At 74.1% G+C, this 24035-nt stretch carries 20 protein-coding genes; 5 read left to right on the top strand and 15 right to left on the bottom strand.

What is annotated here, in order from left to right; genetic code table 11:
- Nucleotides 1–130: 130 nt before the first annotated feature.
- On the top strand, nt 131–2206 hold the full coding sequence (locus ABD52_RS00920; protein ID WP_047890438.1) for an RICIN domain-containing protein: 2076 nt from the start codon (nt 131–133) through the stop codon (nt 2204–2206).
- A 317-nt stretch (nt 2207–2523) separates the two neighbouring features.
- Nucleotides 2524–3513 carry a LacI family DNA-binding transcriptional regulator gene (locus tag ABD52_RS00915; protein WP_030268480.1) on the top strand — a complete coding sequence of 330 codons (990 nt, stop codon included), beginning with the start codon at nt 2524–2526 and terminating at the stop codon, nt 3511–3513.
- Nucleotides 3514–3566: 53 nt separating this feature from the next.
- On the opposite strand, the gene ABD52_RS00910 is transcribed toward ABD52_RS00915, so the two are convergent.
- Genes ABD52_RS00910 through ABD52_RS00900 form a run of 3 tightly spaced genes read right to left on the bottom strand, consistent with a single transcriptional unit; the run spans nt 3567 to nt 5979 of the window.
- Nucleotides 3567–4169 (bottom strand): copper resistance CopC family protein, encoded by a 603-nt coding sequence (locus ABD52_RS00910; protein WP_013476443.1) that lies wholly within the window; start codon nt 4167–4169, stop codon nt 3567–3569.
- 20 nt (nt 4170–4189) lie between these two features.
- A complete protein-coding gene (locus ABD52_RS00905) occupies nt 4190–5407 on the bottom strand; it encodes a Dyp-type peroxidase (protein WP_047890377.1) in 1218 nt (405 codons plus the stop codon).
- A complete protein-coding gene (locus ABD52_RS00900; protein ID WP_047890378.1) occupies nt 5404–5979 on the bottom strand; it encodes a copper chaperone PCu(A)C in 576 nt (191 codons plus the stop codon). Before ABD52_RS00900 ends, ABD52_RS00905 begins: the two co-directional genes overlap by 4 nt.
- Before the next feature lie 229 nt (nt 5980–6208).
- On the opposite strand from ABD52_RS00900, the gene ABD52_RS00895 reads away from it, so the two are divergent.
- On the top strand, nt 6209–6613 hold the full coding sequence (locus ABD52_RS00895; RefSeq protein ID WP_013286817.1) for a Fur family transcriptional regulator: 405 nt from the start codon (nt 6209–6211) through the stop codon (nt 6611–6613).
- A 38-nt stretch (nt 6614–6651) separates the two neighbouring features.
- Here ABD52_RS00895 and ABD52_RS00890 read toward each other — a convergent pair whose 3' ends face one another.
- From ABD52_RS00890 to ABD52_RS00865, 6 genes are all read right to left on the bottom strand, one after another.
- Entirely contained in the window at nt 6652–7044 is a 393-nt protein-coding gene (locus ABD52_RS00890) for an SCO5389 family protein (protein WP_013286816.1), read from the bottom strand.
- A gap of 139 nt (nt 7045–7183) precedes the next feature.
- The gene (locus ABD52_RS00885; RefSeq protein ID WP_047890379.1) at nt 7184–12649 is read right to left on the bottom strand and encodes a carboxyl transferase domain-containing protein; all 5466 of its coding nucleotides are present in this window, start codon (nt 12647–12649) and stop codon (nt 7184–7186) included.
- 235 nt (nt 12650–12884) lie between these two features.
- On the bottom strand, nt 12885–13115 hold the full coding sequence (locus tag ABD52_RS00880; protein ID WP_013286814.1) for a DUF2188 domain-containing protein: 231 nt from the start codon (nt 13113–13115) through the stop codon (nt 12885–12887).
- A 133-nt stretch (nt 13116–13248) separates the two neighbouring features.
- Entirely contained in the window at nt 13249–14628 is a 1380-nt protein-coding gene (locus ABD52_RS00875) for a rhodanese-like domain-containing protein (RefSeq protein WP_047890380.1), read from the bottom strand.
- A 39-nt stretch (nt 14629–14667) separates the two neighbouring features.
- A complete protein-coding gene (locus tag ABD52_RS00870; protein WP_047890381.1) occupies nt 14668–15012 on the bottom strand; it encodes a rhodanese-like domain-containing protein in 345 nt (114 codons plus the stop codon).
- Nucleotides 15013–15058: 46 nt separating this feature from the next.
- Complete coding sequence (locus ABD52_RS00865) at nt 15059–15373, bottom strand: rhodanese-like domain-containing protein (RefSeq protein ID WP_047890382.1); 315 nt, start codon at nt 15371–15373, stop codon at nt 15059–15061.
- A 197-nt stretch (nt 15374–15570) separates the two neighbouring features.
- On the opposite strand from ABD52_RS00865, the gene ABD52_RS00860 reads away from it, so the two are divergent.
- Entirely contained in the window at nt 15571–16221 is a 651-nt protein-coding gene (locus ABD52_RS00860; RefSeq protein ID WP_047890428.1) for a cyclopropane-fatty-acyl-phospholipid synthase family protein, read from the top strand.
- Between the two features lie 12 nt (nt 16222–16233).
- Here ABD52_RS00860 and ABD52_RS00855 read toward each other — a convergent pair whose 3' ends face one another.
- The 6 genes from ABD52_RS00855 to ABD52_RS00830 all read right to left on the bottom strand — a co-directional run bounded on the left by ABD52_RS00855 (nt 16234) and on the right by ABD52_RS00830 (nt 22300).
- Entirely contained in the window at nt 16234–17436 is a 1203-nt protein-coding gene (locus ABD52_RS00855; RefSeq protein ID WP_235437285.1) for a sugar efflux transporter, read from the bottom strand.
- A gap of 68 nt (nt 17437–17504) precedes the next feature.
- Nucleotides 17505–17810 carry a DUF2470 domain-containing protein gene (locus ABD52_RS00850; protein WP_082171158.1) on the bottom strand — a complete coding sequence of 102 codons (306 nt, stop codon included), beginning with the start codon at nt 17808–17810 and terminating at the stop codon, nt 17505–17507.
- Nucleotides 17807–19345 (bottom strand): heme ABC transporter ATP-binding protein, encoded by a 1539-nt coding sequence (locus ABD52_RS00845; RefSeq protein ID WP_047890384.1) that lies wholly within the window; start codon nt 19343–19345, stop codon nt 17807–17809. The genes ABD52_RS00850 and ABD52_RS00845 overlap by 4 nt, the downstream gene beginning before the upstream one ends.
- Nucleotides 19342–20445, bottom strand: a complete 1104-nt coding sequence (locus ABD52_RS00840) for an iron ABC transporter permease (protein WP_047890385.1) — start codon at nt 20443–20445, stop codon at nt 19342–19344. Before ABD52_RS00840 ends, ABD52_RS00845 begins: the two co-directional genes overlap by 4 nt.
- The gene (locus ABD52_RS00835; RefSeq protein WP_235437286.1) at nt 20442–21476 is read right to left on the bottom strand and encodes a hemin ABC transporter substrate-binding protein; all 1035 of its coding nucleotides are present in this window, start codon (nt 21474–21476) and stop codon (nt 20442–20444) included. The genes ABD52_RS00840 and ABD52_RS00835 overlap by 4 nt, the downstream gene beginning before the upstream one ends.
- The gene (locus ABD52_RS00830) at nt 21473–22300 is read right to left on the bottom strand and encodes a neocarzinostatin apoprotein domain-containing protein (RefSeq protein ID WP_047890386.1); all 828 of its coding nucleotides are present in this window, start codon (nt 22298–22300) and stop codon (nt 21473–21475) included. The genes ABD52_RS00835 and ABD52_RS00830 overlap by 4 nt, the downstream gene beginning before the upstream one ends.
- 193 nt (nt 22301–22493) lie before the next feature.
- Between ABD52_RS00830 and ABD52_RS00825 the strand changes: the two genes are divergently transcribed.
- The gene (locus ABD52_RS00825; protein WP_047890387.1) at nt 22494–23987 is read left to right on the top strand and encodes an HtaA domain-containing protein; all 1494 of its coding nucleotides are present in this window, start codon (nt 22494–22496) and stop codon (nt 23985–23987) included.
- Nucleotides 23988–24035 lie beyond the last annotated feature (48 nt).

Here is a 24035-nt window from a genome sequence, read left to right as displayed (position 1 = left end):
CGGGCGCGATCTGCGCCGCAGTTGCCAGGGATCCGACTCCCGCCTGGGTGGGCATCGCTGTTAGCGATAACGCTGCCGTCGTCGGAGCGTACTGCCGTGCCCGGGCTCCGGTCGACGAAGGAGGATCGTGGTGACGGCTCGACTGTCCCGTGGACGTGGACGCCTGTCCCGGTTGCTGGCCGGGGTGGTGGCACTGCTTGTCGGCGGCGTGGTGGTGGGCGCCGTGCCCGCGCCGGTATCGGCTGCCACAGTGGACACCAGCGCCTACTACGTGCTGGTGAACCGCAACAGCGGCAAGGCGCTGGACCTGTACAACCAGGCGACGAACGACGGGGCGCGGATCACCCAGTGGACGCGCAACGACGGCGCCTGGCAGCAGTGGCAGTTCGTGGACTCCAGCGGTGGCTACTACCGGCTGCGGTCCCGGCACTCCGGCAAGGTGCTGGACGTGACCGGCGCGTCCACAGCCAACGGCGTGGCGGTGGTGCAGTGGACGGACCACGGCGGCACCAACCAGCAGTTCCGGCTGGCCGACTCCGACAGCGGGTACGTCCGGCTGATCAACCGGAACTCGAACAAGGTGATGGAGGTGCAGAACGCCTCCACCGCCGACGGCGGTAACATCGTCCAGTACGACGACTGGAACGGCGCGAACCAGCAGTGGCAGCTCGTCCGCGTCGGCGACAACCCCGGCAACCCGGGCAACCCGGGCGGCAGCTTCACCAACCCGGCCGTCTGGCAGGACTTCGCCGACGTCGACATCATCCGGGTGGGCGACGTCTACTACATGTCCGCCTCCACCATGCACTACTCGCCCGGCGCGCCGGTGCTGCGTTCCTGGGACCTGGTGAACTGGGAGTTCGCCGGGCACTCGGTGCCACGGCTGGAGTTCGGCACCAAGTACGACCTGAGCGCCAGCGAGCAGGCGTACGTGGACGGCATCTGGGCGTCGACGCTGAACTACCGGCCGAGCAACCGCACGTTCTACTGGGCCGGGTGCATCGACTTCGCGCAGACCCACATCTACACCGCCACCGCCGTGGACGGCGCGTGGAACCGCCTGACCACCATCCCCAACTGCTACTACGACGCCGGCATGCTGATCGACGACAACGACACCATGTACGTCGCGTACGGCAACGGCACGATCAGCGTGGCCCAGCTCTCCGCCGACGGGCGCAGCCAGGTCCGGGCCCAGCAGGTCTACCAGACGCCGTCGAGCATCGGCACGCTGGAGGGCGCGCGCTTCTACAAGCGCAACGGCGCGTACTACATCTGGCTGACCCGGCCGGCCAACGGCCAGTACGTGTCGAAGTCCACGAACGGCCCGTTCGGCCCGTACGAGCAGCGGCAGGTGCTGCTCAACCTGCCCGGCCCGATCTCCGGTGGCGGCGTGCCGCACCAGGGCGGGCTGGTGCAGACGCAGACGGGCGCCTGGTACTACATGGCGTTCACCGACGCGTACCCGGGCGGCCGGATGCCGACGCTGGCGCCGATCACCTGGACCTCCGACGGCTGGCCGCAGGTGCAGACCGTCAACGGCGCCTGGGGCGCGAGCTACCCCAACCCGCTGCCGACCCGCCCGGTCAAGCCGCTCACCGGCACCGACACGTTCTCCGGCACCACGCTCGGCGTGCAGTACGAGTGGAACCACAACCCGGACAACAGCAGATGGTCGGTGAACAACGGCCTGCGGTTGCAGACCGCCACCGTCACGAACGACCTGTACCGGGCCCGCAACACGCTCACCCACCGCATCCAGGGTCCGACCTCGACCGGCACGATCGAGCTGGACTACTCGACCATGCGCGACGGTGACCGGGCCGGCCTGGCGATGCTGCGGGACAGCTCGGCCTGGATCGGCGTACGGCGGGACAACGGCGCCACCCGCGTGGTGATGACGAACGGCCTGACCACGGGCTCGAACTGGAACACCACGAGCACCGGGACGGAGATCGCCAGTGCGGCGGTGTCCGGCGGGCGGATCTGGCTGCGGGTGAACGCCGACATCCGGCCCGGCTCGGGCCGGCAGGCGCGGTTCTCCTACAGCACCGACGGGGTGAACTTCGTGTCGCTCGGTAACGCGCTGACGCTCAACAACGCATGGCAGTTCTTCATGGGCTACCGGTTCGGCTTCTTCAACTACGCCACCCAATCCCTCGGCGGCGCGGTGACGGTGCGGCAGTTCTCCCTGACGACACCGTGACAACGGTCACCATTCGCGGCCGTTGACACATCTTCGACAACCCGGGGTGCGGCTCCGGCAATCGCCGGAAATGCCGCACCCCGGGCGCAATTCCACCCGCTCCGAGCTGCCTGTTCGTGCCACTGCGTAACGGAAGGGAATGAGCCGCCTGTCGATTCCCCGATATCGCCCCGCCACGGCGGGAACGGGCGATCAACGGTGCCGATACCGATGGGACCGCTGGCGTAGACTGTCGCCACCCGGGACGGTCCGGTCGAGATCGACCGGGTGTGGCCGCGGGCAGTGGCGAAAGTGAGGTGGCCGTGCGCGGTCCTGCGATGACGGACGTGGCCCGCCTCGCCGGGGTGTCGCACCAGACGGTCTCCCGGGTTCTCAACGGGCATCCCAACGTGCGTGAGCAGACCCGGTTACGGGTGCAGGCCGCCATCACCGAACTCGGCTACCGGCCCAACCGCGCGGCCCGCGCGCTGGTGACCGGCCGGTCCCAGGTGATCGGCGTGGTCGCGCAGAACACCACGCTCTACGGCCCGGCGTCGCTGCTCGCGGCGCTGGAGCAGACCGCCGCCGAGGCCGGCTTCGCGGTGAGCGTCGGCAGCGTCCGCGACCTCGACCACCGCTCCATCTCGGCCGCCGTGGAACGGCACCTGGCACACCGGGTCGCCGGCATCGTGGTGATCGCCCCGGTCGAGTCCGCCGGGGAGGCGCTGGAACGGCTGCCCCAGGACGTACCGCTGGTGACTGTCGACGGCGACCCGCGGCGACCGATCCCGCTGGTCACAGTCGACCAGGTCGCCGGCGCCCGGGCCGCCACCGAGCACCTCCTCGCCGCCGGGCATCGCACGGTGTGGCACGTGTCCGGCCCGTCGGACTGGTTCGACAGCGCCGGCCGCATCGAGGGGTGGCGCGAGGCGCTGCGGCAGGCGGGAGCCGAGATCCCGCCGCTGGTCCCGGCCGACTGGTCGGCGGCGGCGGGCTACCGGTGTGGGCAGATGCTGGCCCGGATGCCGGAGGTCACCGCCGTCTTCACCGCCAACGACCACCTGGCGCTGGGCGTGCTGCGGGCGCTGCACGAGCACGGCCGCCGGGTTCCCGACGACATCAGCGTGGTCGGGTTCGACGACGTGCCCGAGGCGGCGTACTTCATCCCGCCGCTGACCACCGTCCGGCCGGACTTCGGCGCTGTCGCCGCGGCGAGCCTGGACCTGCTCCTGGCCCAGATCGAGTCGCAGACCGTCGGGCCGCTGCGGCAGACGATCGCGCCGACGCTGGTGCCGCGCCGCAGCGTCGGCCCGCCGCCCGCCCGCTGAGGCGGTAGCGGCCCCTCACCCGTGGCCCGGCCCCGCCGTGCGAGGTCCGGTCGTCAGTGGTCCGTTCGGCGAGCGCGCGCCCGGCGTGCGACCAGCAGCACGATTCCGGTGATCACGAGCAGCCCGGCGACCGCCCCACCCGCCAGCAGCGCGACCGGCGGGCCGTCGTCGCCGGACCGCGCGCCCGAGGCATCCGGCTCGTCCGCGCCGTCCACGCCGGCCGACGCGGCAACCGCCGTCGGCGTGGGAGCCGCCGACGCGGGAGCCGACGGTGCGGGCGCCGCCGGGTCGGCCACTGTGAAGCGGTACGAACCCTGGACCGGGTGGCCGTCGCGGGAGACCACCCGGTACGCGACGGTGTAGGTGCCGTTGCCCAGCGGCTCGTCGATCGTCACCGTGCCGGTGGCGCCGTCCACCGCCGGTGCGGAGGTGGGCACCGTGCGCTGGGCCGCGTCGCTGACCGTGATGGTGGTGAAGGAGGGGTTCAGCCCCTGCAGGAACCGCAGCGTGACCTGCGTGGGCGCGGCGGTGAGCCGGGCGTCGCGCGCCGGGGTGGCCTCCTGGAGCGAGTTGTGGGCCGCCGCGGGCGTGGCCGGGACCAGCAGCAGCGCGGTGAGGGCCGCGGCGAGCAGCGCGGTGACGGAACGGGTACGCATGACGCGCCTTCCTGTGGTGGTCAGCCGAGCAGTTGCGAGCCGATCCAGCCGCCCTCGGGGCAGCCGGGCGGTACGGCGAACACGGCGGAGCCGATCGGGGTGGTCCACTCGTTGAGCAGGTCGCGCTCGGCGAGCCGGCGCTGGACGGGCAGGAACTGCCGGGCGATGTCGGCCTGGTACGAGGCGAAGACGAGCCCGCTGTCCGCGGTCCCCTCCGGGGTCGGCACGCCGTCGTAGTTGTACGGCCGGCGCAGGATCTTCTGCCGGTCGTCGGTGACGCGGGCGCGGGTCAGGTGCGAGAAGTCGGGGATCACGGTGAGCCCGTCCGGGCCGAGCGCGGCGAAGTCCGGCTCGTCGTGTTCGGCCCGGCCGGTCAGCGGCGCGCCGGTGTCGATGCGCCGCCCCACGGCGAGTTCCCGGTCGGCGCGGCCCAGCAGGTCCCAGGTCTCCAGGTTCATGCTGATCCGCCGCACCACGAGCGTGGTCGAGTCCCGCAACCAGTCCGGTCCGTCGGTCACCCACACCGCGGTGTCCGCGGGCGTGCCGGGCTTGGGGTTGGCGGTGCCGTCGAGCTGCCCGAACAGGTTGCGCTGGGTACGCCCCGGCTCGGCGCCGGCCGCCCGGCGGAAGCCCTGCTGCACCCAGCGGACGGCGGCGAACGGACGGCTGTCCTTGACCAGGACCCGCTGGGCGTGGGCGACTGTGAGCGGGTCGTCGGCGCAGATCTGGAGCAGCAGGTCCCCGCCGGACCAGCGGGGTTGCAGGCGGTCGATGCCGAACGCGGGTAGCTCGGCCACCGAGGCGGGCCGCCGGTCGTCGAGCCCGGCGGCGGCGTAGAGCCCGGGGCCGAAGCCGAACGTGACGGTCAGCCGGGCCGGCAGGAGGCTCAGTTCCGGCTCGGTGTCGGCCAGCGCGGGGCGGCCCTGGGTGAGCCGGGCCGCGTCGTCGGAGAGCAGCCGCAGCATCCGCCCGAGCGCCGCCCGGTCGGTGCCGGGGCGCAGCGTGAACGCGACGAACGCCGCGTGCGCCTGCGGGTCGGTGGTGACCCCGGACTGCCGGACGCCGTGGAACGGCTCGACCGCGCTGCCGACCTGAGCCACCGGGACGGCGTCGCCGGGGCGTACCCCGGGAGTGCCGGAACGGACGGCGGTGAGGGCGCCGGCGCCGGCCAGCGCGCCCCCGGCGGCCATCGCGCCTCCGGTGAGCAGGCCGCGCCGGCTCACCCGCCTGCCGGTCATGACGCCGGGCTCGGGCCGTGGCCGGGCGCGTAGCTCTCCTGGGCGCCGGTGAACGGCTTCGCCACGGCGGTGAACGTCTGGGTACGGCCGTCGGCGAAGGTGAGCGTGATGTCGAGCTGGTCGCCGGGGCGCACCGGGCGGGTCAGGTCCATCAGCATCAGGTGGTCGCCGCCGGGTTCCAGGGCGGCCTGGGAGCGGGCGGCGACCACGACGCCGCCCTGCTTCAGCCGCATCGCCATCTTCCCGTCGGTCATGGCCATCTCGTGGATCTCGGCCCGGGACACGTCGGTGGTCACGCCGGTGATCGTGACGTCGGTGTCGCCGTCGTTGGCGAGCGTGGCGAACGCGGCGGTCATGCCCTTGTCGGCGGCCTTCACCCACGGGTCGCGGACGGTGAGCACGCCCGCCGCCGCGCTCGCCGCCGCCGACGCCGAGGCGGACGCCGAGGCCGACGCCGACGTGGCGGCGGACGGCGTGCCGGAGGATCCGCAGGCGGTGACCGACGCGGCGAGCACGGCGGCGCCGATCAGGGCCGCCGCGCGCAGGAACCGGCGGCTGGTGGTGCTGGGCATGACGTCGTCCCCTCGAAGATCCGGTGTTCGTACCGTTTGTCGGCGCGGTACGCCGGATAGTTCCGGCCGGGGCGGTCGGGCATGTCACACCCCGGGCGGCGGGCCGTCACGGACCCGGGATCGGCGGTGCGCCCGGAAGGCATAATGGTTCCGGGTGTCACGTGGCGCGCCGGGCGCGGCCGCGGCCGGACGAGGGTGCCGGGCGGGCGCCCGGACGAGGGAGGCGACGGTGACCCAGGCGACGACCGGGGCGACCCGCAACACCCGTCAGCGCGCCGAGGTGCTGGCGCTGCTGCGGGAGTTGGACGGCTTCCACAGCGCGCAGCAGCTGCACCAGATGCTCGTCCAGCGGCAGGCGAAGGTCGGCCTCACCACGGTGTACCGGACGCTCCAGATGCTCGTCGACAACGGCGAGATCGACTCGGCGCGGCTGCCCGGCGGCGAGCACCTCTACCGGCGGTGCAGCCAGAGCCGCCATCACCACCACCTGGTCTGCCGCCGCTGCGGCCGGGCCGTGGAGGTGGCCGGCCCGGCCGTGGAGCGGTGGGCCGACCAGGTCGCCGCGCAGCACGGCTTCACCGACGTCGGGCACACCCTGGAGATCTTCGGCACCTGCGACCGCTGCGCCGCCTGAGCCGCCGCGGGCGGTGACCCGCCCGCGGCGCGTCGCCGTCAGCAGTTGCGCAGTGCCGGTGACTGGTTCAGCAACTGGCCGCGGCTGGAGGTGAACCGGCGGTACGCCTCGGAGCCGGCCGCGCCGGGGCGGAACGCCGCCACCCGGTGGCAGTTCTGGAACGCCAACGTCACCCCGAAGTGCCGTTCCAGGCCGGCGCGGATCGCGTCGCTGGCCATCGCGCGCAGCAGTTGCCCGCGCTCGGCGTCGCCCGGCGGCGGCACCACGTTGTCGGCGAACTCGGCGTCGGACGCGGCCAGGTCGGCGGCCACCCGGCTGACCGTCTCCCAGGCGTACGGCAGGGAGTCGCGGACGCAGGCGACGAACGCCTCCTCGTCCACGGGACCGGTCTCGGCGGCGTGCAGCAGGGCGGGCGGAACGGTGAGCGACATGGGTCCTCCGTCATCGCTAACGAACACGGTTTCCATTACCGATTGAGCACACCATGCGGCGGCAGGCCCGTCAAGGACCGGCGCACGCGAAACGGCGGGCGGACCCGAAGGCCCGCCCGCCGCCCGGCGGTGCAACGTGTCAGCGCAGGCGCGCCTCGATCGCCTCGATGACGCGGGGACGCAGCTCGGCGGCGCGGATCACCGCGTCGACCGAACCGACCTCGACCGCCCGCTGGATGCTGTGCACCCGGTCGAACTCGGCGGCCACCTCGCCCAGCTTCTCCGCCCGCACCGACGAGCGCAGCTCGTCCAGCTCGGCGGTGAGCGCCGCCCGCTCGGTGCCGGCCGCGGCGGTGACCTTCGCCTCCAGGTCGCGTACCCGGGGATCGGCGGCCGTACGGGCGGCGACCTCGCCGGCGAACACCACGGCGGCGGCGGGCGCGCCACCGAGCACCGAGGCGAACGACCCCTCGATCGCCAGCACCGTCATGTCCGGGTTGAGTGCCTTGGAGAACACCACGAACGCGCCGCCGTGGTAGCGCGAGATCACGCAGAACACGATCGGGCCGCGGAAGTTGACGATCGCCCGGCCGATCTCCGCGCCGTACTCCAGTTGCAGCTTGCGCATCGACTCGGGCGAACCGTCGAAGCCGGAGAGGTTGGCGAGCACGACCAGCGGCCGGTTGCCGCTGGCCGCGTTGATCGCCCGCGCGGCCTTCTTCGACGAGCGCGGGAACAGCGTGCCCGCGGTGTACGTGTCCGGGCCGTCGGTGGGCGGGAAGCCGTGCCGGGGCACCGAGCGGGACTCGATGCCGAGCAGGCACACCGGGATGCCGCCGAGGTGCACGTCCTGCACCACAGCCGTCTCCGCGTCGGCCATGCCGGCCCACCGCTCCAGCACCGGGTGGTCCTGGTCGGCGAGCGCCCGCATCACGGTACGGATGTCGAACGGCTTCTTCCGGTCCGGGTTCGCGGTGGCGGAGAAGATCTCGCCCACCGTGGCGAAGTCGCTGCCGGCCACCGCGTGCGGGTAGCCGCAGATGTCCCGGTCCACCGGGTCCATCGTGACGGCCCGGCGCGGCGCGTCCTCGCCCGGCGCGACGTACGTGTGGTCGTAGTGCGCCATCAGCACGTCCCGCGCGGCCGGCAGGCTCGGCGCCCAGTACTGCGCCTGCCCGTTCGGGCCCATCACCCGGTCGTAGCCGCCGATGCCGAAGTTGTCCTCGGCCGAGACACCGCCGGAGAAGTCGAGCGACTGCTTGCCGGTGAGCACCATCGCCGAGTCCGGCGTCATGACCAGCACGCCCTTGGTGTGCATGAGCATCGTCGCCTCGGCGTTCCAGTACGGCTGGGCGCCGACGTTGATGCCCGCCACCACGATGTTGATCTCACCGCCGTCCTGGGTGAACTCGACGATGCGCTTGAGCGCCGCGGCCACCCAGTCCATGTTCTCGGTGCCGGAGGTCATCGAGATGCGGGCGCCGGCGCTCAACGCGTACCACTCCAGCGGCACGCCCATCCGCTGCGCGAGGTCCAGCGCGGCGATCACCCGCCGGCACTCCGGCTCGGACAGCGCGCCGAGGGACTTGGTCGGGTCGCCGAGCAGCACCACCCGGGTCACGCCCTGCGGATGCCGCGGTGTCGGCGTGGTCACCACACCGGCCACGATCGCCGCGGTGTTGCGGCCCTTCGGCCGGTCCACCGGCACCAGCGCGTGACCGGCGTCCAGGTCGTGCTCGACGAAGTCGCCCAGCAGGCCGGTCAGCTCGTACGGGTACACCGTGTTGCGGCCGGCCGCCCGCAGCACCTTCAACCGGTAGTCGTCAAGCGGCTCGACCGGCTCGGACGGCGGCTCGCCCACTGTCAGCTGCGCGTGCCCTGTGGCGTCGAACGTGATCCGCACGCCGACCTTCGTCAGCTCGCCGGTACGCCGGTCGCGCTGCCGGGCGATGAACAGGATCTCCTCCAGCTCGGCGCCCACGGTGGTCGGGCGTACCCGGCCGGCGATCAGCTCCATCTCCTCGCGGGTCAGCTCGCTCGGCGGCCACACGTAGACGACGATCCGGTTGGTCGGGAACCGCGACTTCGACGGCCGCCGCGACTGCGCCCGGCGGATCGAGTCGATGCAGGCCGTCACCGTGTCCTCGGTGGTCGGCAGCGCCACCAGGCGGCCGTCCTGCTCCCGCAGCTCGGTCAGGTCACGTACCTGCGCGAACGCGACCAGCCGCTGGTCGGACGGGTTCTGCCGGGCGACCGCCTGGAACAGGTAGACCTCCTCGTCCAGCGAGGGCAGCCGGGTCAGGTCGAACTCGCGCAGCCGTTCCAGTTGCATCCGCTGCGCGATGTACGGGTGCAGGCCGCGGATCAGCCGCTCCTCGGCCATCCCGCCGCCCTCGGCCGGACGGAACGTGACGTGGTGGTGCATCACCGCGCCGCCGCGCCCGGCGACGGTGGTGGTGAGGCGGCGTACCTGCTGCGGCAGCGGGTGTGCGTTCACCACGTCCAGCAGCGCGGCGGCGGCGGCGTCCAGGTCCTCGGGCTGGTTCTCCCAGGCCAGGTAGACGTCCGCGTCGACGGCCTCGCAGTCCCGGGCCACCTCGGCCAGGCCGCGCAGCGCGTCGCCGAGCGCGTCGAAGCGGACGGCGGCCGAGACGACACTCGACCCGTCCCGCCCGGCCACCACGAACGTGCAGCCACCGGCGGTGCGGGTGCGGACCTCGGTGAGCGCCTTGTTGCCGTAGTACCGGCGGGTCAGCACCTCCAGCATGGCCGCGTTGTCCAGGTCGTTGCGGACCAGGCGCTGACCGAGCAGCCGGACCAGCGGCTCGGTGCTGCGCACCATCTCGGCGATCCGCCCGGCGCGGTCCGGCGCGTCCGGCTGCGCGTCGAGGTGCCGCAGGTGGGTGCGGACCTGGGCGTAGACGCGGGCCCGGTTGCGGCGCAGCAGCGGCTGGGCGAACCAGGCGAACACCACGCCCCGGGCCAGGTCGGCGACCACCGGGAAGCGGACCTGGGTGGCCGCGACGAGGCGTTCCAGCGTGAGACCGGCCGGCTCGCGCAGCGCCTCGTCCGGCGGCGGCTCGCGCAGCCAGGAGCGCAGCAGCGCGGCGATCACCGCGGCGTCCGCGGCGGCCCGCTGCTGGGCCAGGAAGATCCGGAAGACCGCGGCCTCCAGCTCGGGCGAGCGGTCCAGCTCGGTGACGCCGTAGTGGGCGAGCGCCTTGGCCAGGCGGGCCCGGAACGACTCCGGGGAACCGGCCCGCTCGACGTCGAGGCTCTGCAGGTAGGTGTGGAAGTACTCGCGGGCGCTGTGCACGTGCCCGCCCGGCCCGTCGTCGCCGCCGGGCCGGTTACGGCTCAGCTCGGCCAGGTCGGCGAAGACGTTCACCAGTTCCAGTTCCTCGGCCAGCGGCCGGTGCCCGGCCTCCGTGGCCGCCCGCCGCGCGTCCAGGTAGTCGTCGAGCACCCGGCGCTCGTCGTGCGGGTCCACGTCGTAGCCGAGCAGCAGCGAGCAGAGGTCCTCCTGGCCGCGTTCGGCGCGGGACCGCGCGGGCACGTCGGCGGGCGCGGTGGGCAGGTCCAGCTCGACAGCCGGTCCGGCCGGCCCGGCGGCCGCCTCGGCGTCGTCCTCCGCGACCGGCTCCAGGCGCAGCAGCGGCGCCCCGGCCTCCACCTGGGTGCCCACCGCCACCGACGACTCCTTGAGGCGGGCCCGGAACGGCGCCCGCAGCACCGTCTCCATCTTCATCGCCTCCAGCACCAGCACCGGCGCGCCGGCCTCGACCTCCGCGCCGACCTGAAGCGGCGTGGCGACCACCAGCGCCGGCATGGGGGAGCGCAGCACGCCGCCCTCGTCGCGGCTGACCCGGTGCGTCACGCCGTCCACCTCGACCAGGTGCACCGGGCCGTGGGTGTCGGTGAGCAGGCGGAACCGGGCGCCGTTGACGGCGATCTGACCGGTGTGCCGGTCGAAGCGGTCCAGCTCGACGTCGGCGGTGCGCACGTCGCCACCGGCCTCGACACCGACCCGGAACCGGTGCGCGCCGACCCGGGCCACCCGCATCCGGTAGGTCACGCCGCGCAGCTTCAGGTCCAGCGGCCGGCCGCTGCGGTGCTGCACCTGCGGGCGTCCACCGGCCGCGGTGGACAGCAGCCGCTGCCGTTCGGCGGTCTCGTCCTCCTCGTACGCCTCGATCGCGGCTGCCGCCAGCGCGACGGCGGAGTGCCGGTGCGCGACCAGGCGGCCCTCGCCGCGCACCCGGTCGATCCAGCCGGTGTCCGCGCTGGCGTCGATCACCTCGGGCTGGTCGAGCAGGTCGAGCACGAAGCTCTTGTTCGTCGCGCCGCCGGCGATGACCACAATGGTGTTCGCCATCGCCCGGCGCAGGCGGCCCAGCGCCTCGTCCCGGTCCCGGCCGTACGCGATGATCTTCGCGATCATGGAGTCGAAGTCGGCCGGGATGGTGTCGCCCTCGCTGACCCCGGTGTCGACCCGGATACCCGGCCCGGCGGGCAGGTCGAGCCGGGTGATCCGGCCGGGGGAGGGTGCGAAGTCGCGGTCCGGGTCCTCGGCGTTGAGCCGGGCCTCGATCGCGTGGCCGCGCTCGACCGGCGGCTCGCCGGTGAGCCGGCCGCCGCCGGCCACGTGCAGCTGCGCCTTGACCAGGTCGAACCCGGTGGTGGACTCGGTGATCGGGTGCTCGACCTGCAGGCGCGTGTTGACCTCCAGGAACGCGAACAGCCGGTCGCCCGGGTGGTAGAGGAACTCGACTGTGGCCGCGCCCCGGTAGCCGACGGCGACCGCCAGCCGCTCCGCCGACGCCTTCAGCTCCGCGGTCTGCTCGGGGCTCAGCACCGGCGACGCGGACTCCTCGATCACCTTCTGGTTGCGCCGCTGCACCGAGCAGTCCCGTACGCCGAGCGCCCACGCGGTGCCCTGTCCATCGGCGATCACCTGGACCTCGACGTGCCGGGCGCCGGTGACCAGGCGCTCCAGGAACACCACGCCGCTGCCGAACGCGCGAGCCGCCTCCTGGCTGGTGCGCTCGTAGGCGTCGGCCAGCTCGGCGTCGCTGCGGATCACCCGGATGCCGCGCCCGCCGCCACCGGCGGTCGCCTTGAGCATCAGCGGGTAGCCGATCGAGGCCGCCGCGCGCAGCGCGTCGTCCAGGCTCTCCACCGCGCCGCGGCTCCACGGCGCGACCGGCACGCCGACCTCCTCGGCGATCAGCTTCGCGCCGATCTTGTCGCCGAGCTTGCGCATGGCGTCCGGGCTCGGTCCGACGAACGTCACGCCGATCTTCTCGCACAGTTCGGCGAACGCCGGGTCCTCGGCCACGAAACCCCAGCCCACCCACGCGGCGTCCGCGCCGGTCTCGACCAGCGCGCGCTCCAGGGCCTTGAGGTCGAGGTACGGGCGGGCCGACGCGGGGCCCAGGTCGTAGGCGACGTCCGCCTCGCGGACGAAGGTGGCGGTACGGTCGACGTCGGTGTACAGCGCGACGGTCTCGATCCGGCTGCCGGTCTCCGCGGCCAGTTCCCGGACCGCGTGGATGAGCCGCATCGCGGCCTCACCACGGTTGACGATGGCGACACGGGTGAACACGTGACCGTCCCCTTCGGTTGACCCACGGTGGCGCGCCGGGCGCGGCGATGCCCCCGGCTCGCCTCACCTTTCCGCCTATGCGCGGGCGGCGCCATGTCGTAACGGCCGAAGCCTGAGCGGGGACCGTTGTAGGAACCGAACAAAAGTTTTTAGCCAGCCACTCACTACCTGCCGGTATGCGATACGGCGCCGGACCCGCTCGGGTCCGGCGCCGTATATCGCCTGCGCTGCGTGCTCAGCCCGGGATCTCCCGGGGGTCGCGGCTGCGGGGGTACGTGTTCTTCTCGCCGATCGTGCCGTCCTGCTTCTTGATCACGTGCTCGGCGCCGCGCTCGGCCGCCATCTCCCGGCCGGCCGCCTCGGCCTCCGCCTTGGTGTCGTGGCGGCTGGTCGCGCGCTCGTTGCCCTCCGGGCGGTTCTTCCACTGCCCGTCCTGCTGGTAGGTGTCGATGTCGCCCTTCGCCATGCCGTCAGCTCCCTCGTTCGCGTGTCCGATGACAAATGTCTGCCCATGCGAGGGGAGTGCTAATCCTGGCGGCGCGATCGGACGGTCCGGGCCGGGCGGGGGAGGTGGCCCCAACCCGGGCCGGACCGGTGGGTCACGCGGCGGCGTGCAGGCCCTGCCAGGCGCCGTAGCCGCCGAGCAGGTCGGACACGTCGGCGTGACCGGCGTTGCGCAGCAGGCTGGCGGCCACCGAGGAGCGGTAGCCGCCGGCGCAGTGCACGACGACGGGGCGGTCGGTGGGCACCTCGCCGAGGCGGTGGGTCAGCTCGGCCAGCGGGATGTGCCGGGAGCCGTCCACCGCGCCCTGCTCCCGCTCGCCGGCGTTGCGGACGTCCAGCACCACCGGCGCGTCCGGACCGTCGAGGGCCGCGCGCAGCTCGGTGGCGGTGACCCGGCTGGCCCGGGTCATCTCGGCGACCATCTCCAGGAAGGCGCCCTCGGGTTCGCGCAGGTAGCCGATCACCCGGTCGAAGCCGATCCGGGCGAGGCGGACGACGATCTCCTCCTCCCGGTCCTGCGGGGCCACCACGAGCACCGGCCGGTCGGGCGCCACGACACTGCCGGCGGTCTCGGCGAACCGGCCGTCGGCCGGGACGTTGAGCGCGCCGCGCAGGTGCCCGGTCGCGTACTCCTGCGGGTCGCGGGCGTCGACCACGACGGCGCCGTCGGCCCGGGCGGCCAGGAACTCGGCCGGGGTGAGTGGGCGGGCCGGCCGGGCGTGGTCGAACAGCTCACGCGCCTTGCGGTTGAGCACCGCGTCGAAGGCGAAGTAACCCGGCGCGGCCGGCTGCCCGCCGGTGACCAGGGCGAGGAAGCGCTCCTCGCTCATCGGCGCGCAGGCGTAGTTGGTGCGGCGCTGCTCGCCGATGGTGGACTGCCGCTCGGTGGACAGGTTCTTGCCGCAGGCCGAGCCGGCGCCGTGGGCGGGGAAGACGCGCACCTCGTCGGGCAGGCCCATCAGCTTGTGCTGCACGCTGTCGTAGAGCATGCGGCCGAGTTCCTCGGCGGTCACGCCGAACGAGGCGAGCAGGTCGGGCCGGCCCACGTCGCCGATGAACAGCGCGTCGCCGGTCAGCACGCCGTACGGGACCGGGTCGTCGGCGCGCTCGTAGACCAGGATGCTGATCGACTCGGGCGTGTGGCCCGGGGTCTCCATGATCTCCAGCGTCACGTCGCCGAGGCTGATCCGTTCGCCGTCGGCGAGCTTGCGGCTCGGGTACTCGGTCTCGGCCCGGCTCCCGTAGCCGATCCACGCGCCGGTCGCGGCGGCCACCTCCAGGTGCCCGGCGAGGAAGTCGGCGTGGAAGTGGGTGTTGACGACCCCCTCGATCGTCAGGCCGCGCGCCTTGGCGTCGGTGAGGTACTCGTCGATGTCCCGGCGCGGGTCGACGAGCACGGCCCGGCCGGTGCGGTCGTCGGCGATCAGGTACGAGGCCTGGGACAGGCAGTCGAGGTAGTACTGGGTGAACAACATCGGCCGTGCTCCTTCTCCTGGTGATGGACGGGCGTCTGCTCAGGCCACGTGGCCCGGCCTGCCGCCCTTGGCTCGTACCGCCAGCCCGGCGTTCGTCCACGCCCGCATGCCGCCGGTCAGGTCGTGCACCTCGTGGCCTGCCGCGGCGAGCAGCTTGGCTGCCCGTCGCGACCGCGCGCCGGAGCGGCAGACGGTCACCACGGGCCGGTCCGCCGGCACCTCGGACAGCCGGCCCGCGAGCTGGCCGAGCGGGATGTGCCGGGCGCCGGGGGCGTGTCCGGCCCGCCACTCGGCCGGCTCGCGGACGTCGAGCAGCAGCGCGCCCGCGCCGGACAGCGCCGCCGCCTCCGCCGGGGTGACCCGGGCGACGCGAGGGCCGAGCAGGCGGCGGAGGAAGCCGGTGCGCGGAGCGGCTGCCGTCTCCGGCCGGTCACGGCCGGCTGCCAGCGGTGACCGGGCGGCCCGAGCGCACCCAGGCGGAGGTGCCGCCGGCCACCGACAGGGCGTTGATGCCGGCGCGTTCCAGCAGCTCGGCGCCGACCCGGCTCCGCCCGCCGGCCTCGCAGATCACGTAGACGGGGCCGGTGCGCGGCACCTGCGCCATCTGGGTGGCCAGGTGGCCCAGCGGCACACAACGGGCACCCGGGACGTGTCCGCCGAGGTACTCGGCGGTCTCCCGGACGTCGATGACAGTCGCCCCGTCGGCGTGGGCGGTGGCGAACGTGGTCACGTCGACCTCGTGCATGGGCGTTCTCCTTCCGGATCCATATACCCCCGGGGGTATCTGCTCTCGACGGTAGCGCAGCGTCCGCCCGCCCGCCACCCCCACCCGCTCGTCCGGTGTGCTCGTTTGCCGGAACGGCAAGGTTCCTTGCTGTCCGATCGGCGGCGGCGCACGATGGCGTGACCGGACGGGAGACGGCCGGCGGCGAGGAGGCAGACATGACGGGGCACCACCACGAGCAACCGGCGGCGGACACCGACCCGGCCCGGTTCTGGGACGAGCGGTACGGCCAGCGGGACCGGATCTGGAGCGGCCGGGTGAACCCGGTCCTCGCCGAGGTCGCCGGCGCGCTGCCGCCCGGCACCGTGCTCGACCTGGGCTCCGGTGAGGGCGGCGACGCGGTGTGGCTCGCGTCGAAGGGATGGCGGGTCACCGCCGTGGACATCTCGTCCGTCGCGCTGGACCGCCTCGCGGTGGAGGCCGAGCGGGCCGGGGTGGCGGACCGGATCACCACCGTCCGGCACGACCTGACCCAGGGCTTCCCGCCCGGCCGGTACGCCCTGGTGTCCGCGCAGTTCTTCCAGTCGCCGCTGGTCCTGCCCCGGGAGAAGGTGCTGCCCCCGGCGGCCGAGGCGGTCGCGCCCGGCGGGCGGCTGCTCGTCGTCGAGCACGGCGCGCCGCCGCCCTGGGCCGGGCCCGACACCGGCCACCACCGGTTCGCCAGCCCGGAGGAGATCCTGGCCGCGATGAACCTCGACCCGGACGGCTGGGACACCGAGCGGCTGGGCGCGGCGCGCCGTACCGCCACCGGCCCGGACGGCCGGACCGGCGAGCTGATCGACCACGTGGTGCTGGTGCGGCGCCGCTGACCGCCGGGCCGGTCAGGCCCGCGCGTGCGGCCGGGTCAGCAGCAGCACCAGCAGCCCGGCCGCGCACAGCGCGGTGCTCATTCCGTACGCCCACCGGTAGCCGACCTGCGCGGAGAGCCCGAGCAGCGGCCCGGCGAGCATGGCGCCGATCGGGAACGTGTTGGTGAACAGCGTGGTGGCCCGGCCCGGCTCGCCCGGCAGCAGATCCTGCACGTAGGCGATGCCGACGCCGGACACCGCGGCGATGAACAGCGCGTTCACCGGCTGCGCGAGCAACAGGACCGCCACGCCCGGCGCCGTCGCGGCGGTCGCGTAGTAGGCGACCCCGCAGGCGCCGCCGACCAGGATCAGCGGCCGCAGCCGGACCCGCGCGGTCAGTGCGCCCAGCCCGAGCATCAGCGGGATCTCCAGCGCCGCGCACAGGCCCAGCACCAGCCCGGCGCGGGAGGGGTCGTCGTTCAGTTCGGCGTCGATGAACAGCGGCAGCGCCTGCACGGCGAGCGTCAGCGGGCACTGGAGCAGGACGAACGCGAGCGCCGTCAGCGCCAGCCGCAGCCGGGACGCGCCGGGCGGGGCGGGCACCGCGCCGTCCGGATCGCCGGGGACCGGCCGCGTCGGCAGCGGCAGCTCCTCCAGCCGGAACGCGGCCACCAGCGCGGCCAGCGCGTACATGACGGCGGCCATGCCGTAGACCAGGCGGAAGCCGCCGATGTCGAGCAGCACCGCGGCCAGCGCCGGCCCGGCCACCCAGGCCAGCGAGAACACGGTACGCATGAGGCTGACGCCGAACGCGGCCCGCCCCGGATCGTCCCTGTCGAACAGCGCCCGGGTGTACGCGAACGACTGCGGGAACAGCGAGTTCGCCAGCGCGGTGGCCGTCGCGGTCAGCCCCAGCAGGATCCAGTAGTCCCGGACGTACGCGGTCATTCCCGCGCCCACCACACCGGCCAGCGCGGCGCCGACGAGAAGCGCGCGCCGGATCGGCAGGCGGTCCGACAGCCGGCCGATCAGCGCGGAGGCGACCACCCCGGACAGCGGGGCGACGACCAGGAACACGGTCACCCGTAACGGACTGGCGTGGACCTCGCGGTCGAGGAACAGCGACAGGAACGGCAGCACCACGGCGGTGGACAGACCGACGGTCAGGAAGACCACGCCCAGCGGGAGCAGCCGGAATCGGCCGGCGCGCACCGCCGGCCTCGTGTCCACAGCCATGCGGCGGACTGTACGCCGCGGCGGTGCGGCAGCCGACCGGGTTTCCGCAGCCCGGACGGTCCCGGTGCTCAGCCGGCCGGCCGGGGCGGTACGCCGGCCCGCTCGCAGGCCTCCCGGTACATGCGCACCACCTCCCGGCGGATCTGCGCCCGTTCGGTGAGCCGGTGGGCGAACGGGACGCGCACCGGGACCTCCGTGCCGCCGACTGTGACGGCGAAGTCGATGCCGTCGGCGTCCAGGCCGGTGGTGCGGGCCTCGGTGGCGTCCGGCCGGCCGCCGAGCGTACGGCAGATCAGCAGCGCGTCCCCGGCGTGGTCGTCGTTCATGTGCCGGCTGACGGCGGCGACCACCTCCGGCGGGAAACCGGCGCTCACGCGGCGCCCTGCCGGCCGCTCGCCGCCACCAGGCGACCCAGGTCGGTGAAGACCGCGATGTTGTGCTCGTACGCCACCAGCACCTCGTCGCGCAGCGCGGAGCGGCCGGCCTCGTCCAGCGCGAGCGCGTCCAGCCTCGCCCGGTAGGCGTCCTTGTACGACTTCGGGTCGCTGATCCCCGGGAACGTGTAGAACGACGCCCCGGCCTCCTCGGTCACCCCGTAGTACCGGGCCACGCAGCGCCCGATGTGCCGCCCGCCGGACAGGTCGCCGAGATAGCGGATGTAGTGGTGCGCGATGAACCGCTCGGGCGATCCGGCGCAGGCCGAGGTGATCCGCGCGGCGTACGCGACAGCGGCCGGAACAGGCTCCATCACCTCGCGCCAGCGCGGGCCGAGCAGGAACCGCAGGTCGGCGGCGAGCGCGGGCAGCCGGGTCAGCGCGTCGTCGACGAACGGGCCGGCCAGCGGGTCGTCGCGCATCGTGTCCGCCACGCCCTCCAGCGCCGCGTAGATGCCGTGGTGCGCGACGACGAGCGCGGTGTAGCCGGCGACGTCGAGTTCACCGGCGGTGAGCGCGGAGACGTACCGCTGGGACTCGGCGCTCCGGTGTGCGTCGCGTGTCTCGGCGCGCAGCCGGGCCGCGAACGTCTGTGTATCCATCTGCTGTCTCTCCTCGTCGGCTGACGGTCTTTCGGGCCGGCCGCGTCGGGGCACGATCAGCGGCAGCTCGTCACGGGGGTGGGGGACGACGTCGATGTCGTACCGGTAGACCTCGCTGAGCAGCGGGGCGGTGAGCACCTCGCGCGGTGTCCCGGCGGCGCGGACGCGTCCGTCGCCGAGCAGGGTCACGGTGTCCGCGTACGCCCCGGTCAGCGTCAGGTCGTGCAGCACCACGACCACGGCGTCCCCGGCGCGGGCCCGCTCCCGGGCGATGCGCATGACCAGTTCCTGGTGCCGCAGGTCGAGCGCGGCGGTCGGCTCGTCGAGCAGCAGCGTGGTGGCCCGCTGCGCCAGGACCCGGGCCAGCGCGGCGCGGGCCTGCTCGCCGCCGGACAGCGCGGGGTACGGCCGGGCCGCGAAACGGGCGACGTCGCAGCGTTCGAGCACGTCGGCGACGACGGCGTCGTCCTGTTCCCGCTCCGGCCGCCCCGCCCACGGCGCCCGGCCCATCCGCACCACCTCCCCGACGGTGAACGGGAAGCTCAGCGTGTTGCGCTGGGTGAGCACGGCGCGGCGCCAGGCCAGCTCCACCGGGCTCCACGACTCGCGGGGCAGCCCGTCGACCTCGATCCGGCCGGCGGCGGCCGGCACGTCACCGCTGATCGCGCCGAGCAGCGTCGACTTCCCGGCGCCGTTCGGCCCGACCAGGGCGTGCACCTCGCCGGCGCGTACCTGAAGGTCGATCCCGTCGAGCACGGTCCGGCCGGCGCGCTCGACGCGCAGCCCGGCCACCCGGATCCGGAGGTGCCCGGCGGGCGCCGGGCGCGGCGGCCGGGCGGCGGCGAACCGGCGCGGCGTACGTGGGAGGCTCATCCCCAGCCTCCGGCCCGGTCGCGGGTGCGGCGCAGCAGCCAGAAGAACGCCGGGCCGCCGATGACCGCGGTGAGCACGCCGAGGGGCAGCTCCTGGTGCTCGACGAGGGTACGCGCCGCGAGGTCGGCGCCGATCACCACGACGGCCCCGCCGAGTGCGCTGGCGATCAGCAGCACCCGGTGGCCCGGTCCGGCGACCATCCGGATCAGGTGCGGCACGACCAGTCCGACGAAGCTGATGATGCCGGTGAACGCGACAGCGGCGGCGCCGAGAAGCGCGGTGACGACGATCAGCCGCAGCCGCAGGCGTTCGACGTTCACGCCGAGGTGCCGGGCGGCGGGTTCGCCGAGGGCGAGCAGGTCGAGGCGGCGCGCGTCGGCGCAGGCGACGGCGAGCCCGGCGAGCAGGCACGGCGCGGCGAGACCCACGGCCGTCCAGCCGGCCTGGGCGAGGCTGCCGAGGTTCCAGAACGCGATGGCCTGCACGCCGGACTGGTCGGTGACGAACATGAGCAGCCCGATCACCGAGCCGGCGACCGCGTTGACGGCGACGCCGGTCAGGACCAGCGTCACCACCTCGGTCCGGCCCCCGGAGCGGGCCAGCACGTACACCAGGTAGGTGGTGGCGAGGCCGCCGGCGAAGGCGGCGAGCGGCACGGTCCATCCGCCCAGGACGGTGACGCCGGTGACGATGGCCAGGGCGGCGCCGACAGCCGCGCCGGCCGAAACCCCGATGACGCCGGGCTCGGCGAGCGGGTTGCCGAAGACGCCCTGCATGACCGCGCCCGCGCAGCCGAGGGCGGCGCCGACGACGGCCGCCAGCAGCACCCGGGGGAAGCGGACGATCCAGAGCGCGTTCTCGCCCTGCGCCGCCGACGGCAGCGGACCGAGGTCCAGCCCGAGGCGGTGCAGCACGGAGCCGAGCACCTCGGCGGGGGAGATCGCCACCTGGCCGCGCCCGGCGGCCAGCAGGGCGACGAGCACGAGGGCGACGCCGAGCCCGGCCACCAGCACGGTGCCCCGCCGGCCGGGGGACCGGGGCGCGCCGGTGACTGCCGCCGGGGCGGCGGCGGGCGCGGGCCGCTTCCGTAGCGTGGTCACGACGGGTCCTCGCAGGAGTAGACGGCGCGGGCCAGCGCCTGGACGACCCGGCCGGAGCGGACGCCGAAGGTGAGCAGCGTGCCGTCGGCCATGTCGACGACGCGCCGGTTCGCCCCGGCGGGCGTCTGCGCCACGCCGGGCAGCTTCACCAGGCCGTCGACGCCGCCGACGGAGGCGAGCCCGGCGCTCATCACCAGGATCACGTCGGGCGCGGCGTTGATGAGGCCCTCGCTGGTCAGCGGACGGAACCTGGACAGCCCGGCGGCGCTGCCGGCGTCGACGCCGCCGATCGCCTCGATCATCGCGTCGGACCCGGCGCCCCGGCCGCCGATCAGGTACACCCCGGCGGTGCCGCGGAGGTAGAGGAACGCGATCCGTGGCGCCCGGCCCGCCGGGGCGGTACGCCGGGCTGCGGCGGTCTCGCTCTGCACGCGGGTCACCAGCCGCTCCCCGGCCCCGGGTACGCCGAGCGCCGCCGCGACCGCGCGGATGTGGGCCGGTACGCCGTCGAGGGTCGGCTCGGCGCGTACCTGGACGACCGGGACACCGGCGGCGCGGAGCTGGCGCAGCACCTCGGGCGGTCCGACGCCGTCGTCGACGAGCACGACGCTCGGGTCGAGGTCGAGCACCGCCTCGGCGGAGAGGTCGTGCCCGCCCGGGGTGACCACCGGCAGGTGCGCGGCGGCGGGGAACGTGGTCGAGGTGTCCCGCCCGATGACGTTGCCGCCCAGGCCGAGGCCGAAGACGATCTCGGCGATCGAGCCGTGCAGGTTCACCGGGAGGATGCGGCTGACGTCGTCCACAGTCACCGTCGTGCCGTCGCCGGAGCGTACGGTGGTTGGTAGCGCTGGTGTGGGTGCCGGGCGGACCGGCTCGACGTCGGCGTCGTCCACCGTGGCGGTGACCGGCCCGCAGCCGGCGGCGGACGGCGTACCCGATCGGCCCGGCGCGGCGCAGCCGGTCGCCGCCATGGTCACCGCGAGCAGCGCGACGAGCGGTCCCCGGCCTGGTCGCCGGTGCGGGCGGCTCACCGGCCGGCACCGCGACGGCGCCGCCACCGGCCGAGGCCGAGCAGGACGGCCAGGGCCAGTGCGGCGGCCACCACCCCGGCGGTCCATCCGCGTCCGGCCCCGGAGGTGTCGCTGACCCGGGTGACGTGGAGGTCGCCGGCCGCGGCCTGCGACGGCGCCCCGGCCCCGGTCGCGGCGCCCGTCACCCCTGCCGCCCCCGCTGCGGCCGGCGCGCTGCCGGAGGCGGCCGGGGCCGGTGCGTCCTGCGCGGTGGCGGTCCGGGGCGCGGCGGCGGGCGTGGTCGCCTTCGGCGCCGGACCGGCCTTCGGCGGGGCGCTCGTGGCGCCGGCGGCGAACGTGACCGGCACCCGTACGTCCTGGGACCGGTCGGAGGCCCGGGTGTGGTCGGCGCGGGTGACGACCGCGCAGCGCCGGACGGTGCAGTCGACGTCGCCGATGGTGGGGGTCACCTTGACCGTCACCGAGAAGGAGCCGCCCGGGCCGTACGGCTTCGGCAGGCCCTCGGCGTAGGCGGGCGGGTTCGACGAGATCCACTGCGAGGCGCCCAGGCTGCCGGTGGTGTCGGCGCCGCCGCCGCACGGGGTGGCCGCCACGCCCGGTCCGTTGTCGACGCAGTACGCGACGTAGATGCCCTTGTCGACGTCGTAGCCGCGCCCGGAGACGGACACGGTGGCGCCGGAGCGGCTCAGGCCGGTGCTCGGGGTGACGGTGAGCTTCTGACCGCCGCTGCCGGTGGCGGTGCCGGCGTGAGCCGGCGCGGGCGTGGCGACGACGGCGGCGGTGAGCAGAACGGTGGTCAGGATGGTGCGGCGCCGTGCTCGCATCGGGCTCCTCACACGACAGGTCCGGCCGGGTGCACCGACCGGGCAACAACTTAGGTTTGGCTAACCTAAGCGGCAAACGCGCAGGTGGCAAGGGGTCCGTTCGGTTGAAGATCTTGGGACGCTCCGCGGATCACCCGATCATCTTAGGTTTGCCTAACCTAATGCCTTCGCTTCCCCTCCCGAGAGGAACAGCATGTTCAGATCCAGAGCCGGAGCCCTCCGGTCGATGCGCTGGGCGGCGGTGCTCGCCCTCGGCGTGTCGAGTGCGCTCGTGGGCGCCGGACCCGCCTCGGCGGCCGAGGCCGAGATCACCAGTGGCAGCCTGACCTGGGGTTTCAAGGCCAGCTTCCGCAACTACGTCAAGGGCGGCAACGGGGACCCGCCGATCGCTGTCAGCAACGGCGCCACTGTCAACGCCGACGGCACGTTCACGTTCCCGTCGACCGGCGGCACGCACGACGCCGCCGCCGGTACGACCAACGCCACGTACGGCGGCACAGTGGTGTTCTCGTACCCGGCGCACCTGCTGACCATCACGCTGGCCAACCCGACCGTCGCCGTCTCCGGCGGCACCGCCTCGCTGAAGGCGGACGTCGACCTGGCCACCACGATGACCGAGCCGGTCTCGGTGAAGCAGGCCACCGTCGCCACCCTCACCGGCAGTCCCGCCGCCGGCGGGAACACGGTGACCGGCAGCAACCTCGCCGCGGCGCTCACCAGCGTGGGAGCCGGCGCCTTCAACGGCTTCTACGCCGCCGGTGAGGCGCTGGACCCGGTGTCGTTCACGTTCACCACGGCAGGCGGCACCGCGCCCGCCACCCCGGCGGTGACAGTCGACCCGGCCCAGGGCCTCGACCCCGCCGGCGCGACTGTCACCGTACGCGGCACCGGCTTCGACCCGGACTTCAACAACGGGGCCGGCATCTACGTCTCGTTCGGACCAAAGGTCGACGAGCACTGGGCCAACGCCGGCGTCCTCCAGGTCACCAAGTGGGTCAACAAGACCAACGAGCCGACCGACGCCCGGGACCGGATGGCCGCCGACGGCAGCTTCACCACGACGCTGCCGATCAGCGCCGTCTACACCGACCGCAACGGCGACGAGGTGGACTGCACCGAGGTGCAGTGCTACGTCATCACGTTCGCCGCCCGCGGTTCGGCCGACCGCCGCCAGGACACGTTCACCCCGATCACGTTCACCCGGACTGGGGCGGGCGGGAACTCGGCCCAGCAGCGGATCACCAGCACCGTGACCGGCGGTCCGCTCAGCCTGAGCGTCGCCGGCGCGACAGTCGCCCTGCCGCCGGTCGGCAAGGGCGAGTACGCCCGGGCGCCGCTGAACACGGCCACGGTGGCCGACCTGCGCGGCGCCGGCACCGGCTGGAGCCTGGTCGGACAGGTCTCCGACTTCACCTCCGCCGCCGGTGGCGTCATCGCCGGGAACTACCTCGGCTGGGCGCCGACGGCGAGCGTGGTGGACGACCCGCTGGGCGGCACGACCGGTGCCGTCACCCCGGGCGCGGTGGCCGCTCCCGGCGCCGGTCTCGGTGAGGCCCGGGCCCTGTGCACGGCCGGAGCCGGGACCAGCAACGGCGTCTTCGCCTGCGGCGCCGAGCTCAACCTCGGTGTGCCGGCGTCCGCCGCGGCGGGTGACTACGTCGCCACGCTCACCCTGACTCTCTCCTGATTCACCGACCGGGTCGGACCTGGTGGGGCGCGGGCACGTCGCCCGTGC

Origin of the sequence: Micromonospora sp. RV43, assembly GCF_001029515.1 — a bacterium.
Lineage (GTDB): Bacteria > Actinomycetota > Actinomycetes > Mycobacteriales > Micromonosporaceae > Micromonospora > Micromonospora aurantiaca.
Note: the sequence above shows the minus strand (reverse complement) of the source record. Positions and strands in the feature narration are given on the sequence as shown.

Excerpts from the sequence above, each read along its gene's own strand:
- ABD52_RS00915 (WP_030268480.1), top strand. The coding sequence starts at position 2,524 with ATGACGGACGTGGCCCGCCTCGCCGGGGTGTCGCACCAGACGGTCTCC.
- ABD52_RS00910 (WP_013476443.1), bottom strand. The coding sequence starts at position 4,169 with ATGCGTACCCGTTCCGTCACCGCGCTGCTCGCCGCGGCCCTCACCGCG.
- ABD52_RS00905 (WP_047890377.1), bottom strand. The coding sequence starts at position 5,407 with ATGACCGGCAGGCGGGTGAGCCGGCGCGGCCTGCTCACCGGAGGCGCG.
- ABD52_RS00900 (WP_047890378.1), bottom strand. The coding sequence starts at position 5,979 with ATGCCCAGCACCACCAGCCGCCGGTTCCTGCGCGCGGCGGCCCTGATC.
- ABD52_RS00890 (WP_013286816.1), bottom strand. The coding sequence starts at position 7,044 with ATGTCGCTCACCGTTCCGCCCGCCCTGCTGCACGCCGCCGAGACCGGT.
- ABD52_RS00880 (WP_013286814.1), bottom strand. The coding sequence starts at position 13,115 with ATGGCGAAGGGCGACATCGACACCTACCAGCAGGACGGGCAGTGGAAG.
- ABD52_RS00875 (WP_047890380.1), bottom strand. The coding sequence starts at position 14,628 with ATGTTGTTCACCCAGTACTACCTCGACTGCCTGTCCCAGGCCTCGTAC.
- ABD52_RS00865 (WP_047890382.1), bottom strand. The coding sequence starts at position 15,373 with ATGCACGAGGTCGACGTGACCACGTTCGCCACCGCCCACGCCGACGGG.
- ABD52_RS00860 (WP_047890428.1), top strand. The coding sequence starts at position 15,571 with ATGACGGGGCACCACCACGAGCAACCGGCGGCGGACACCGACCCGGCC.
- ABD52_RS00855 (WP_235437285.1), bottom strand. The coding sequence starts at position 17,436 with ATGGCTGTGGACACGAGGCCGGCGGTGCGCGCCGGCCGATTCCGGCTG.
- ABD52_RS00845 (WP_047890384.1), bottom strand. The coding sequence starts at position 19,345 with ATGAGCCTCCCACGTACGCCGCGCCGGTTCGCCGCCGCCCGGCCGCCG.
- ABD52_RS00830 (WP_047890386.1), bottom strand. The coding sequence starts at position 22,300 with ATGCGAGCACGGCGCCGCACCATCCTGACCACCGTTCTGCTCACCGCC.
- ABD52_RS00825 (WP_047890387.1), top strand. The coding sequence starts at position 22,494 with ATGTTCAGATCCAGAGCCGGAGCCCTCCGGTCGATGCGCTGGGCGGCG.